The organism is Janthinobacterium sp. Bl 1 (assembly GCF_058215535.1).
Window position 1 is genome coordinate 5,768,016 of the sequence record NZ_CM177086.1, and the last position, 13,300, is coordinate 5,781,315.

At 65.8% G+C, this 13,300-nt stretch carries 11 protein-coding genes and 1 pseudogene; 6 read left to right on the forward strand and 6 right to left on the reverse strand.

Translation table 11 applies throughout. From position 1 onward, the window contains the following. Positions 1–106: 106 nt before the first annotated feature. The 3 genes and pseudogenes from AC4BCN_RS26055 to AC4BCN_RS26065 all read left to right on the forward strand — a co-directional run. A pseudogene (locus AC4BCN_RS26055) lies at positions 107–589 on the forward strand (sigma-70 family RNA polymerase sigma factor); the annotation flags it as partial. Between the two features lie 189 nt (positions 590–778). Beyond that, on the forward strand, positions 779–1,423 hold the full coding sequence (locus tag AC4BCN_RS26060) for a FecR domain-containing protein (protein WP_235194167.1): 645 nt from the start codon (positions 779–781) through the stop codon (positions 1,421–1,423). A 95-nt stretch (positions 1,424–1,518) separates the two neighbouring features. Next, positions 1,519–3,990 carry a TonB-dependent siderophore receptor gene (locus AC4BCN_RS26065; protein WP_490492081.1) on the forward strand — a complete coding sequence of 824 codons (2,472 nt, stop codon included), beginning with the start codon at positions 1,519–1,521 and terminating at the stop codon, positions 3,988–3,990. Here AC4BCN_RS26065 and AC4BCN_RS26070 read toward each other — a convergent pair whose 3' ends face one another. Further along, on the reverse strand, positions 3,991–5,070 hold the full coding sequence (locus AC4BCN_RS26070; RefSeq protein ID WP_490492082.1) for an alginate lyase family protein: 1,080 nt from the start codon (positions 5,068–5,070) through the stop codon (positions 3,991–3,993). Next, the gene (locus tag AC4BCN_RS26075) at positions 5,067–6,074 is read right to left on the reverse strand and encodes a gamma-glutamyl-gamma-aminobutyrate hydrolase family protein (protein WP_490492083.1); all 1,008 of its coding nucleotides are present in this window, start codon (positions 6,072–6,074) and stop codon (positions 5,067–5,069) included. Before AC4BCN_RS26075 ends, AC4BCN_RS26070 begins: the two co-directional genes overlap by 4 nt. 219 nt (positions 6,075–6,293) lie before the next feature. Between AC4BCN_RS26075 and AC4BCN_RS26080 the strand changes: the two genes are divergently transcribed. Genes AC4BCN_RS26080 through AC4BCN_RS26090 form a run of 3 tightly spaced genes read left to right on the forward strand, consistent with a single transcriptional unit; the run spans position 6,294 to position 8,147 of the window. Continuing rightward, complete coding sequence (locus tag AC4BCN_RS26080) at positions 6,294–6,593, forward strand: hypothetical protein (RefSeq protein ID WP_235194154.1); 300 nt, start codon at positions 6,294–6,296, stop codon at positions 6,591–6,593. Further along, positions 6,590–7,627 (forward strand): 4-hydroxy-tetrahydrodipicolinate synthase, encoded by a 1,038-nt coding sequence (dapA, locus tag AC4BCN_RS26085; protein ID WP_490492084.1) that lies wholly within the window; start codon positions 6,590–6,592, stop codon positions 7,625–7,627. The genes AC4BCN_RS26080 and dapA overlap by 4 nt, the downstream gene beginning before the upstream one ends. Beyond that, entirely contained in the window at positions 7,605–8,147 is a 543-nt protein-coding gene (locus AC4BCN_RS26090) for an AAA family ATPase (RefSeq protein ID WP_490492085.1), read from the forward strand. Before dapA ends, AC4BCN_RS26090 begins: the two co-directional genes overlap by 23 nt. Positions 8,148–8,201: 54 nt before the next feature. Here the strand turns inward: AC4BCN_RS26090 and AC4BCN_RS26095 are convergent, their stop codons facing one another. The 4 genes from AC4BCN_RS26095 to kdpC form a co-directional block, all read right to left on the reverse strand. Then, on the reverse strand, positions 8,202–8,951 hold the full coding sequence (locus AC4BCN_RS26095) for a TorF family putative porin (RefSeq protein WP_490492086.1): 750 nt from the start codon (positions 8,949–8,951) through the stop codon (positions 8,202–8,204). A gap of 145 nt (positions 8,952–9,096) precedes the next feature. Next, on the reverse strand, positions 9,097–9,795 hold the full coding sequence (kdpE, locus tag AC4BCN_RS26100) for a two-component system response regulator KdpE (protein ID WP_034746496.1): 699 nt from the start codon (positions 9,793–9,795) through the stop codon (positions 9,097–9,099). Next, on the reverse strand, positions 9,792–12,533 hold the full coding sequence (locus AC4BCN_RS26105; protein WP_490492087.1) for a DUF4118 domain-containing protein: 2,742 nt from the start codon (positions 12,531–12,533) through the stop codon (positions 9,792–9,794). Before AC4BCN_RS26105 ends, kdpE begins: the two co-directional genes overlap by 4 nt. Before the next feature lie 185 nt (positions 12,534–12,718). Next, the gene (kdpC, locus tag AC4BCN_RS26110; RefSeq protein ID WP_490492088.1) at positions 12,719–13,294 is read right to left on the reverse strand and encodes a potassium-transporting ATPase subunit KdpC; all 576 of its coding nucleotides are present in this window, start codon (positions 13,292–13,294) and stop codon (positions 12,719–12,721) included. Positions 13,295–13,300: the final 6 nt, after the last annotated feature.

Sequence of the window (13,300 nt, forward strand, 5' to 3'; positions counted from 1 at the left end):
CCCGTTATTTACAGCGCCATCCCCCGCTTGTTACAATAAGTGAGAATGATTCTTATTATTGTTTAAAAACGCCAGCCCACCGGGCCGGTCATGCAAGGGGAATGCGATGCCGCTGGCAAAGCCGTTACAACGCCAGGACATCACGACACTGTATGCCGACCACCACGGCTGGCTGCAGGGCTGGCTGCGCAAGAAGCTGGGCAGCACGGCGTGCGCGGCCGATGTGGCGCAGGACACCTTCATGCGCCTGCTCGACCGCGAAGACGCCGTCGCCGCGCGCGAACCGCGCGCCTTTCTCGCCACCGTCGCCCAGCGCGTGCTGTTCAACCATTACCGCCGCCAGAAACTGGAACAGGCTTATCTCGACGTGCTGGCGCAGCTGCCGCCCCTGCATGCGCCGTCGCCCGAGGATCGGGCGCTACTGCTGGCCACCGTGTTTGAACTCGACCGCATGCTCGACGGCTTGCCGCCTCCCGTGAAACGGGCTTTTTTACTCCGCCAGCTCGACGAACTGCCGCAGGAAGACATCGCGCGCCAGCTCGGCATCTCGCTGGCCACCGTGAAACGCCATCTGCAGCGCGCCGGCAGCGCCACGCAAGCGTGGCAGCAGCTGCAAACGCAGCACGAACACCTGCCGTCCGCCGTGCACGCGACCCTGCTGCGCGCCTGCGTGCAAGCGAACGCGCCGCGCCGCCACGCCGTCAAGACCCTGGCACTGCTGCTGGCCTGCGGTGCCTCGCTGTATGCGTTCGAACGCCGCAGCCCATGGCGCGGCTGGATGGCCGACTACCGCACGGCCGTCAACCAGCGCCGCGTGGTGACCCTCGATGATGGCACGCAGCTCACGCTCAATACCAATAGCGCCGTGAATATCGCTTACGACGGCGCATGGCGCCGCATCGAACTGCTGGCCGGTGAAATCTTTATCGCCACCGGCAAGGATGCGGCGCAGCGCCCCTTCTTCGTCGACACGCCGCATGGCAGCCTGCAGGCGCTGGGCACGCGTTTCACCGTGCGCCTGCACGAGCAATACGCCAGCGCCGGCGTGCTCGAAGGGGCCGTCGCCGTGCTGGCCGATGATGGCGCGCAGCGCCTGGTGCTGCGTCCCGGCGAAGGCGCCCATTTCGACGGCACGGGCGTGCACCGCCAGGCCCTGGCGCCGTATGGCGGCGCGTGGCTCAATGGCATGCTGGTGGCGCGCGACATGCGCCTGGCCGATTTCCTCGCCGAGCTGTCGCGCTACAGCGACCATCCATTGAGCTGCGCGCCCGCCATCGCCGGCCTGCGCGTCTCCGGCTCCTACCCGCTGGCCGATGTCGATGCCATCCTCGACGCCGTCGGCGCCAGCCTGCAGCTGCGGCGCCATACCGTCACGCGCTTCTGGGGTCATCAAGTCGTCAGGATAGAACTGGCGGCCCGCTGAAAAATATTTTCTGCAAAGTGAGCTGTTTCGCCGTGCTTGCGTGACCTGGAAGATAGGCAGTCTCCATCTTGCGCATCCACGAAAGGTTTTATTCCATGCACCACGCTTCGCGTTCCCTCCTTACCCGCACCGTCCTCGCCTGCGCCCTGTCGCAGATCGGCATGGCCCTGGCCCTGCCGGCATCGGCCCAGGCGCAAACCCGGCAAGTGCGCACCTACAGCATTCCCGCCGGTGCGCTGGGCGACGTGCTGACGCGCTTCGGCAGCGACAGCGCCATTTTATTGTCGTTCTCCAGCGATGCCACGCAGGGCTTGCGCAGCGCCGGCCTGCAAGGCAGCTATGGCGTACACGATGGTTTCCGCGTGCTGCTGGCCGGCAGCGGCCTGCAAGCCGTGCCGCAGGCGAATGGCGGCTACCTGCTGCAGAAAATCCCCGCCAGCGCCGGCGCCCCTTCGGCGGACAGCCGCGGCATGGCCGTCATGGGCGGCGTCACCGTGGTGGCGGCAGCCGAACGCAGCGCCGTCACCAGCGGCACGGGCAGCTATACGGGCGGCCCCGCCAGCGGCGCCACAGGCCTGGCCCTGACGCAGCGCGAAACGCCGCAATCGCTGACCATCGTCACGCGCCAGCAGATGGATGACCAGAACAGCAATGCCGTCTCCGACGTCATGAAGAACGTCAATGGCGTCAACGTGCAAAACTATGACAGCGACCGCTGGAGCTTCTGGGCGCGCGGCTTTGCCGTCACCAATTTCCAGTATGACGGCGTGTCGGCCATCTATGACGGCGTCTACGACTGGGGCACGACGAACAGCGACATGGCCATCTACGACCGCATCGAAGTGCTCAAGGGTGCAACGGGCTTGATGAGCGGCTCGGGCGACCCGTCGGCCACCGTGAACATGGTGCGCAAGCGCCCCACCGCAGTCTTCGAAGGCTCGGCCACCCTGGGTGCGGGATCGTGGGACAACTACCGCGGCGAAGCCGATGTTTCCGGCCCGCTCAACGACAGCCGCACGGTGCGCGGCCGCCTGGTGGGCGCCTACCAGGACAAGCATTCCCACCTGGACCGCTACACGCAGCAGAAATCCGTCGCCTACGGCATCATCGAGGCGGACCTGACACCCGTCACCCTGCTGACGGCCGGCTTCACGCACCAGGACTACAAGCCGCGCGGCTCGACGTGGACCGGTTTCCCCGTGCTGCTGGCCGACGGCTCGCGCACGGATTTCCCCACCTCGTGGAACCCGGCCACGGACTGGAGCCGCCGCGACATGCAGAACACCACGCTGTTCTCGTCGCTCGAACATACGTTCGCCAACGAGTGGAAACTGAAATTGAGCGCCAACCAGCTGCGCAGCAGGCATGACAGCGTGCTCGGTTCGGCCAGCGGCGGCAATCCCGATCCCGTCACGGGCGAAGGCACCTACTTCTTCATGGGCAAATACAAGGGCGACCGCCGCCAGACCACCGTCAACGTCGACGCCAGCGGACCATTCACGGCCTTCGGCCGCCGCCACGAAGCGATGATCGGCTATTCCTCATCCAGCGCGAAGCAGGACGGTCCCGTCTACGAATCCGTCTACCCGCCCGTGGAAGGCAGCTACTTCGACTGGCGCGGCCAGTACGCGGAACCGGCGTTCACGCGCCTGGGTAACGACAACGACACGACACGCCAGAGTGGCCTGTATGGCGCACTGCGCCTGCGTCCCCTGGATGCGCTGTCCGTCATCGTCGGCGCGCGCGTCAGCAACTACAAGCAGAACCAGGACCGCAGCTTCTTCGACAGCGGCACGGCGCGCATCACCTCGCGTATCGACGAAAGCAATGTCATCACGCCGTATGCGGGCGTCGTGTATGACCTGGACAAAACCTATTCCCTCTTCGGCAGCTACACGAGCATCTTCGCGCCGCAAAGCAACCGCGACATGAACCGCAACTTCCTCGCCCCCGTGCGCGGCAAGGGTTTCGAGGCGGGCGTGAAAGCCGAATTTCTGGAAGGTAAAGTCAACGCCAGCGCCTCGCTGTACCAGATCCGCCAGAGCAACGTGGCCAACTATGTGGGCGAGGTCAATGGCGAGGAAGCATATGAAGGCATCGACGGCGTCACCAGCCGCGGCCTGGAAATGGAAGTGACCGGCGAAGTGCTGAACGATGTGAAACTGAGCGCCGGCTATACCTATACGCGTATCCGCGACAAGGATGGACAGGAAGTGTTTTCCACCATGCTGCAAACGACGCAGCCGCCGCACCTGCTGCGCGTGCAGGGGACATGGCGCCTGCCGGCCAGCCTGAATAAAATCACCGTGGGTGGTGGCGTCAACTGGCAAAGCGGCTTCTACGGCCATATCTGGAACCCGGCCGCCAATGACTATGCGCGCATTGAACAAGGCGGCTTTGCCCTGGTCAACCTGTTGGCCCGCTACGAAATCAGCAAGAACACGACGGCCAGCCTGAACGTGAACAACCTGACGGGTAAAAAGTACTTCACGGGCCTGGGCCTGTTCCAGACGGGCTTTTACGGCGAACCGCGCAATGTCATGCTGACCTTGCGCACAAAGTTTTAATCAGTTGCCGTACAGCGCCAGCGCCCAGGCTGGCGGGCGCAATTCCAGCGCAAGGGACAGGTAAGCGGGATCGAAGCACGCCGCCAGCAAATACACATTGGCGGCGCCCTTCGGTTCCCAATTCCCCGTAAAACCCTTTTCGCCGGCCGCCACGCGCTTGCGGTCGAAGGGCACGGCGCTTTTCGCGAATTCCTCGTGCGTTTTTTTGCCCTGCGCATACGGTGACAGCCAGGCCAGCGCCTCGGCAAGGCGCTTCGCTTCCGGCGCGCCATACCAGTCGTCGCCATGCGCCTGCGCCATCAGCGCCGTCGTCAGCAGCGGCTCCAGGCTGTAGGTGGTGTAATGGAGGGCGTCGCGCTGCTCGAAGTCGAAGGGCACGCCGCCGGCGCCGATATTGCGCGGCACGTGCGCCAGGAAGCGCTCCTTCGCGCGCGCGATCAGCAAGGCGTCGCCCGTGACATACGCGGCGGCCGTGCCGATCTTGATGCGGTGGCTGTGCCAGTTATTACGCGCCGTGGACGGGCCGCCCACCTTGATGGGGTCACTCAGATACCCGTTCGCCAGGGTGCGGCAAAACGCCTGCACCTGCTCGCGCTCGACGCCGTTCAAGCGCTCCTGCACCAGGTCAAATCCCATCAGCAAGCTGGCCAGCTCCGTCTCGTCGACGGGACTGAACGAAGGCTGATAACTACCGCTCCAGGCCAGCAGCAGCTGGCGCGCCGCCTCGAAATGCGCCATCTCGCCAGACAGCCGCCAGGCCAGGGCCTGCAAGCGCGCCTGGCGCCAGTCTTCCTGCGCCTGCTGGCTGGTCTCGCGACCGCCCTCTCCCTTCAGCAAGCCGCCCGTGCGCACTTCGGCCATCAGATGCACGGGCCGCGCCGCATCCTTGCGCGCCGCCTTGAGCACCTGTTCCGCGATGGCCGGCGCCACCTTCGCCTTGAGCATGCGGGCCCGCGCGGCGGACGTCAGCGCAAACGGCAGCGGGCCGTCATGCGGGCGCGGTGCCGCGCGCAAGCCCGTCAGGGGCAATGCCAGCAGGCCGGCCAGCACCATGCGCCGGCGCATCAGGTGCGTACTCAAAACCGCGTCTCCCGCGCTGCGCGCAAGAAATTATCGAGGATGGGCGTGCAATCAAGCAGCTCGACGCCGCCCGCCGAATGGAATTCCGGGTGCCACTGCAAGCCCATGACAAAACGCGCCCGCTGGTAGCGGATGGCTTCAACGATGTTGTCCCCTTGCGAATACGCTTCCACGGTGACGTCGCGCCCCAGATCCTTGACCGACTGGTGGTGGATGGAATTGACGAGCGCCTCGCCCGCCTTCGGGAACATGCCGGCCAGCGACGAGCCTTTCGGGAAGACGATGGTGTGGCGGTGACGGTCATACAGGTCGTTGACGTGCGAGGCGGCGCCTTCCACGTCCGAAGCGATGTCCTGGTACAGGGTGCCGCCAAAGCCCACGTTGATCAGTTGGCAGCCGCGGCATATGCCCAGCACGGGTTTGCCCGCATCGACGAATTCGTGCAGCAGTTCCAGTTCGTACAGGTCGCGCGCGCGGTCGCCGTTCCATTCGGGCCGCGTGGCCGCCTCGGAATACGTCTGCGGCGAGACGTCGGCGCCGCCCTGCAGCACCAGGCCGTCGAGGTGGCGCGCATAGTGGCGCAGGGTGATGTTACTCGGGTGTAGCTGACCGTTGGTATTGACCGTCGGGATCATGAACACCAGCACGTCGCGCGACATGACCCACTGCGCGATCGACTCTTCCAGGTATTGCAGGTTCTTGCTGCGCAGGCCAGTGGCGCCCGGCTCGGGGTGGAAAATGCGCGCAGAGATACCGATGCGCAGGGTGCGCCGCATGAAATCGCGGCTGGCCTTGTCGCGCATGGAGCGGTAGCGCGACGAGATCACCCGCCAGGCCAGCGCCAGCGGCGTATCGTTATCCTTCAGGTAGCGGGGGGCGGCGTCGCGCGCGCGGTGCTCGTCATCGGGTGCCCGGCGGCCGACCCTGTCGGGCCGCGCCGGTGCTGGCTCTGGCGGCGCTGGGTCTGTGGACGGGGACTGCTGGGGATCTTTTTCGTCTGACATGGCGGGGCTGACTGAAAGCGGAGAACGGTTTCAATATAAACCCCTGCCTTCAAAAGCACGATTCAATTTTGTAACAAAAGCATACCTGCGGGGCATCCACGCAACACGCCGGCGGCAAACGCATACGCCCCGTTTACGCTGGCGGCCCCGCTTTTTAGAGAATCTTTACGCCTCCGCTGCTAATCTTGAACGTACCTTAACCACCGCTGCAAAGCCACCATGGAACCCCATTCACGCCTGTCCGCACGTCAAGCCCTGCCCCACCGCCACCCGCGCCTGCCCACTTTCCTCATGCATATCACGGTCGACAAAGCCTGCCTGGCCGAGCTGCGCCAGCTGGTCGTCAGGACGTGCGGCGGCATGCTGTCGTTCATGCGCGTCGAGGCGGTCGACCACGCCGAGCGCATGAAAGTCTGGCTGTGCGTGACGGAACCGGCCCTGCGCCTGACGATGGACGCCGTCATGCGCCTGCTGCCGGCGGCCGAATTTGGCCGCATCAGCCAGGGGAAATCGCTATGAACCAGTATTCCTGCGAGCAGGCGATGTCCTCGATGCGCATCACCGCGCACTTCCAGGGCATCTGGGTGCCGATGGTCACGCCCTTCCGCGATGGCGACGGCGACATCGACTTCGACGCGGCCCAGCAGCTCGCGTGCGAACTGGCCGCCAGCGGCATCGATGGCCTCGTGGTGTGCGGCACCACGGGCGAAGCGGCCATGCTGAGCGCCGCCGAACAGACCATGCTGTTAGACAGCGTGCTCGAAGCCGTCGGCCCCCGCTTACCCGTCGTGATGGGGATAGGCGGCAGCGATACGCGCAGCGTCGTCGCCACGGTGCAGCGCTACAACGACCATCCGCTGGCGGGCCTGCTGGTCTCCGCCCCCGCCTATGTGCGCCCGTCGCAGGACGGCATCGTGCGCCACTTCCAGGCCATCGCCGCCGCCACCGACCAGTCCATCGTGCTGTACAACGTGCCGGCCCGCACCGGCGTCAATATCGAACCGCAGACGGCCGCCCTGCTGGCGCGCGACTCGCACTTCGTCGCCATCAAGGAAGCGGGCGGCAAGCTGCAGCAGCTGGGCGAACTGCTGCTCGACACGCGCCTGGACGTCTTGTGCGGCGACGATGCGCTGCTGCTGGCCAGCCTGTCCATGGGTGGCCATGGCGCCATGTCGGCCGCCGCCCAGGTGCGCCCCGACCTGTACGCGCAGCTGTACCACCTCGTCAGGCAGGGCCGCCACGGCGCCGCCGGCGCCCTGTTCAAGACCATGCTGCCCGTCATCCGCCTGCTGTTTGCCGAACCGAATCCCGCTCCCGTCAAAGCAGCGCTGGCCATGCAGGGCAAGGTGCGCAACGCCTTGCGCCTGCCGATGACGCCCATGTCGGCCGCCGGCCAGGCCGCCCTGGCCGCGGCCCTCGAGCCCCTGCTGGAACTGCCCGCATGGACGGCCAGCGACAGGGACGAGCCGCGCGAAGGCTGCCTGCTGCAGCTGGTTTCCCCTGCCAACATCATGCCAGCCGTGCGCCAAGATGATCATCGCCATCACGGATGAACGCGGAGGGATGGAGAAATCCATCCTGGCCGGGCGGCTGGCCGCTTCGCGCGCGCTGGCCGGACGCAAGGTATTGCTGCTCGATGCCGATCCGCGCCAGGGCGCCATGACGCAGGCGAGGAATATGCACGACGGCGCCATGCACGGCAGCCTGACGCGGCCGCGCCTGATGGCACGCACCATCAGCGCCAAGGGCTTGCAGCCGGAGCTGGAACACCTGGTGCACTGCTACCACGACATCGTCATCGACAGCGAAGGCCGCGACTCCATGGGCAGCCGTTCGGCCCTGGTCGCCGCGCGCGTGCTGGTGGTGCCGCTCGACGGTGTCGTCAACGCCGCCGCGCAATCAGGCCTGGCGCGCCGCATCGCACATGCGCGCAGCATCAATCCGGACCTGCGCGTGCTGCTGGCAACGGACACGCAAGCGGCGCCCGCCCATGCGCTGGCCGCGCAGATCCCGGCCGCCCGCGTGGTCAGCCTGGGACAGCTGTACTGCGCCGTTTTCAACCTGCCCGCCTAGCCGGGCCGGGCACGCAAAAAAAGGCGGCGCATGCGCCGCCTTCTTCTCTGTCAATTAAAACGTCTTGCTGACCGTCAGCTGCAGCGCCGTCTTGCCCATGAATTTGCCATTCACGGGCGAGGCATAGGCCGATTTGCCCGCGTTCGTGCCGATCACGGCCAGCGCGCCCGAAACAATACCGAAGTCGCGCGTGACGCCCACTTTCCAGTCCGTATAGCTCGATGCATCGTTGTTCTTGACCTTCTGATGGCCCGCATGCAGGTTGCCGGTCCAGCCGTTCGTCAGGTCGATATTCACGCCGATGTCCAGGTAGCCGCTGTTCTTGCTGTTGACGATGCCGAACAGGTTCGAGACGGCGTGCGAATACTTGATATAGGCGGGGCCATACGACAGCTGGCCGTAGACTTCCTGCGTGTCCGCGTCGGCCAGGCCGGCGACGTGCTTCAAGCCGTTGTTCGCATACACATAGGCGAGCACGCCCACGTCATAGCCAACATCGCTGCCCAACTGGCCACGCTTGCCCGCATACAGGTCCACTTCCACGTCGCCGCTGCCGCCCGCGTCCTTGGTCCACTTGATGGTGGAGGCCCAGGCGCCCGCGTACAGGCCAGTCGGATTGTTGACATAGTCGACGCCGCCCTGCAGCGCCGGTTTCAAGCGTGTCTGCGAGATGCCGCGGTAGCGATAGTCGGATACGCCGGCCACGTTGAAGCTCACTTCATTATCGGGCTTGGCCTCGTCCGCGTGGGCCAGGCTGCCCGTCAAGGCTGTGGCGACGGCAAGTGCAAGTAGCATTTTGTTCATGGTTGTTCTTCTTCATCGGTGGTATGGGCCTTTGCCAACATGGCGCAGCTGGCCCGCCGCTGCAAAAAATCGCTGCAAAAATTTTAAGTAAAGCGTCCCCCTGGCGCGCGCGGCGCCTGTTTTCAAACAGGGGACACAAAGGTGTCTAGAGCGGCAGCAGCAGCCGGTAGCCGACGGCCGTTTCCGTCAGCAGGTACTGCGGCTGGGCCGGATCGGCTTCCAGCTTCTGGCGCAGATGGCCCATGTAGATGCGCAGGTAATGGCCGTTTTCGCTGTTCGACGGCCCCCACACTTCACGCAGCAGCTGCGGATTGGTGACCACCCTGCCCGCGTTTTTCACGAGCACGGACAGCAAACGGAATTCCGTCGGCGTCATGTGCACCAGCTGCTTGTTGCGCGTGACCAGGCGGTCCTTCAGGTCGACGCGCACGTCGCCAAACTGCACCACGCCATCGTCGCTGGCGGCGGGCTGGCGCTGGCGGCGCAAGGTGGCGCGCACGCGGGCCAGCAATTCGCCCACGCCGAACGGCTTGGTCAAGTAGTCATCGGCGCCCGCGTCGAGCGCGCGGATCTTGTCCTGCTCGTCAACGCGCGCCGACAGCACGATGATGGGCACGGCCGACCATTTGCGGATGTCGGCGATGAAATCGATGCCATCACCATCGGGCAGTCCCAGGTCCAGCACGATCAGGTCGGGCCGCCGCGTGCCCGCATCGATCAAGCCCCGCTGCATGGTGGCCGATTCGAAAATCTGCCAGCCCTCGTCTTCCAGCGCGGCGCGCACGAAGCGGCGGATTTGCGGTTCATCCTCGACCAGCAAGGCGGTGGCGGAAGGTTCGTTCATATTGATTTTCCTGTTTCATGGTCGTTGGCGTCATCGAGCTCAAGCTCCGGCGGCGCCGGGGGCGTGCCCAGCGGCAGGCTGAAGACGATGGCGGCCCCCTGTCCCGGCACATGCGGCTGCGCGTGGATGGTGCCACCGTGGGCTTCGACGATGGCGCGGCAAATGGCCAACCCCAGGCCGACACCCGGCTTGTTCGATTCCCGCTCGCCGCGCGTGAATTTTTCAAAGATGGCTTCTTCGCGGCCCGGCGGCAAGCCCGGGCCATCGTCAAACACCGTCACCTGCAGGAACTGGCCGTGTACGCCGGCCGCGACCGTGATAGTGCTGCCGGGCGGCGTATACTTGGCCGCGTTTTCCAGCAGGTTGCACAGCACGCGTTCGACCAGCACGGCGTCGTAGCGCACCAGCGGCAAATCCGGCGCCAGCTGCGTCTGCACGGCATGCTGCTGCAATTGCGGGCCGCTGGCGCGCAGCGCGCTGCCCACCACTTCTTCCAGCGCCTGCCATTGCAGGTTCAGCCGCACCTGGCCGCTCTCGATGCGCGCCATGTCCAGCAAGTTCGCCACCAGGGCGCTCATGCGCACGGTTTCGGACTGCAGCGAGCGCGCCATGTCCAGCTGCGCGGGCGACAGCGCGGGCCGGGACAAAGCCAGCGATTCGGCCAGGCCCACCAGCGACGTCAAAGGGGTGCGCAAATCGTGCGACAGGGCCGCCAGCAGCGAATTGCGCAGCCGCTCGGACTCCATCTGCAGCAGCGCGCCCTGGGCCACGTCGATGTAGTGCACGCGCTCGAGGGCGATGGCTGCCAGCGCGGCAAAGGTATCGAGGTGCTGGCGCTGTTCCGGTACCAGCAGCCAGCGCCCGCGCTGCGCACCCTCGAGCGGCAGCAGCGCCAGCACGCCGCGCGTGCGCATCGGTGCGATCAGCGGCAGGTAGAAAATGGGCGACGCCGGCAAGGTGTCGGTGCCCGTTCCCGCCGCCTGCGCATGGTCGAAGGCCCACTGGGCGATGCCGATATCGAGCGCCTCGCCGCCGTTAGGGACTTGCAAGCTGCCTTCGTCATCGGGCAACAGCAAGGTTGCGCGTGCGCGGAAAGCCCGCTCGATGGCGCTTTTCGTGATGTCGAAAATCTGCTCCGTCTGCAGCACGCCGGACAGCTCGCGCGAAAATTCGTACAGGGCGCGGGCGCGCGCCTCGCGGTGCGATGCCACGCGGGCCTGGAAGCGCAGGCCGGCCGTCAGGTGGCCCGTGATCAGGCCCACGGCCAGCATCACGCCAAACGTGATCACATACTGGAAATCGCCCACGGCAAACGAGAAACGGGGCGGCACGAAGATGAAATCGAAGCTGGCCACGCCCACCAGGCTGGCCAGCGCCGCCGGTCCGCGCCCCAGGCGCACGGCCACCAGCACCACCGTCAGCAGGGACAGCATGGCGATATTGGCCAGGTCCAGGTACGGTTGCAATGGAACCGAGGCGAGGGCCGTGGCCAGGCTGACGCCGGCGGCCACGATGTAGCGCCAATGGCGCGAGGACCGGCGCGGCGCTTCCGCATCGTCGCCGCTTGCGCGCCGGGGCGCCGCATCGGCTGGCGGCAAGCCCACTTCGATCAGATCGATATCGGGTGCCAGGCTGGCCATGCGCGCGGCCGGCGGCGCCTGCCACAGGCGCGCCAGCGCGTTGGTGCGGCCTCGGCCCACGATGACTTTCGAGATATTCGCGCTGCGCGCATACTCGACCACGGCGCCGGCGATGTCGGCCGACGGCACAATGGCCGTGCGCGCGCCCAGGTCCTGCGCCAGTTTCAGGGTTTTCAGGATGCGTTCGCGCTGGCCCGCCGGCAGGCGCTGCAAACGCGGCGTTTCCACGTACAGCGCATGCCATTCCGCATTCAGCTGGCTGGCCAGTCGCGCCGTGCTGCGGATTACGTGTTCGCCCCCCGCGTGCGGTCCCACGCAGGCCAGCAGCGCGGCGCCCGTCTTCCATACGGGGTTGATCGATTTCTCGACGCGGTAAGCCTGCACATCGTCCTGTACCCGGTCCGCCGTGCGGCGCAAGGCCAGTTCGCGCAGGGCGATCAGATTGCCCTTGCGGAAAAAATGCTGCGACGCCCGCTCGGCCTGCAGCGGCTGATACACCTTGCCCTGCTTCAGGCGGCGCAGCAGTTCATCGGCGGGGATATCGACGAGCACCACTTCATCGGCGCGGTCGAATACCGTGTCGGGCAAGGTTTCGGCCACGCGTACGCCCGTGATCCCCCCCACCACGTCATTGAGGCTTTCCAGGTGCTGCACATTGACGGTCGACAGCACGTCGATGCCGGCGGCCAGCAATTCCTCGACATCCTGCCAGCGCTTCGGATGGCGCGAGCCGGCCACGTTCGAGTGGGCCAGTTCATCCATCAGTATCAAAGGCGGCGCGCGGCGAAGCGCTTCGTCGAGGTCGAACTCGTACAGGGTCTTGCCCCGGTACTCGATGGCCTTCAGGGGCAGCACGGGCAGCCCGTCAAGCTGGGCCGCCGTATCCTGGCGCCCATGCGTCTCCACCACGCCCACCAGCAAGTCCTGGCCATCGGCCAGCAATTTGCGCGCGGCCGCCAGCATCGCATAGGTCTTGCCGACGCCGGCCGAGGCGCCAAAATAGATGCGCAGCCGGCCGCGCGCGGCTTTCTTTTCCTGCGCCTGCACTTGCGCCAGCAGGGCATCAGGGTCGGGGCGTTGGCTGTCGTTGGGGAGCATGTTGTATTTTAATCTTCTTGCGTAATGCTATCTTGTTATTTTGCCGTGGCGCCAAGCGGCGACGTAAGCACGTAGGTCGGATTAGCGCTTGCGCGTAATCCGACGACATTGTTGGCCTGGCTGGTGGTGGTGTCGGCTTACGCTGCGCTAAGCCGACCTACGCCGGCCTGCGCATCTTCGCCAGCTTACTTCGCCATCGCATCGAGCGCCAGGTTCAGTTCCAGCACATTCACGCGCGGTTCGCCGAAAAAGCCGATATATGCGGTTTTCTGCACCTTGGCGATGGCGTTTTCCACCTGCGCCAGCGGCATGGCGCGCACGCGGGCCACGCGCGGCGCCTGATACAAGGCACCGGCCAGACTGATTTCCGGATCCAGGCCGCTGCCCGACGCCGTTACCAGGTCGACGGGAATGGCGCGCGTGTTGCCGGGATCCGCTTCCTTCAGAGCGGCGATGCGCGCCCTGACGGCGTCTACCAGGGCCGGATTGGTCGGTCCCTGGTTCGAGCCGCCCGAACCGGCGCCGTTATTGGCCATCGGCGCGGTGGCCGATGGCCGGCCCCAGAAGTACTTGGGCGACGTGAAGGACTGGCCGATCAGGGTCGAGCCGACGGGTTTTCCGCCACGCTCGACGATGCTGCCGTTGACTTCATCGCTGAAGGCCAGCTGGCCGATGCCGGCCGTGGCGAATGGATAGACGACGCCGCAGATCACGGTCAGCGCGGCAAACAGGACCAGGGCGGGACGTACGATGGTGCTCATGATGGT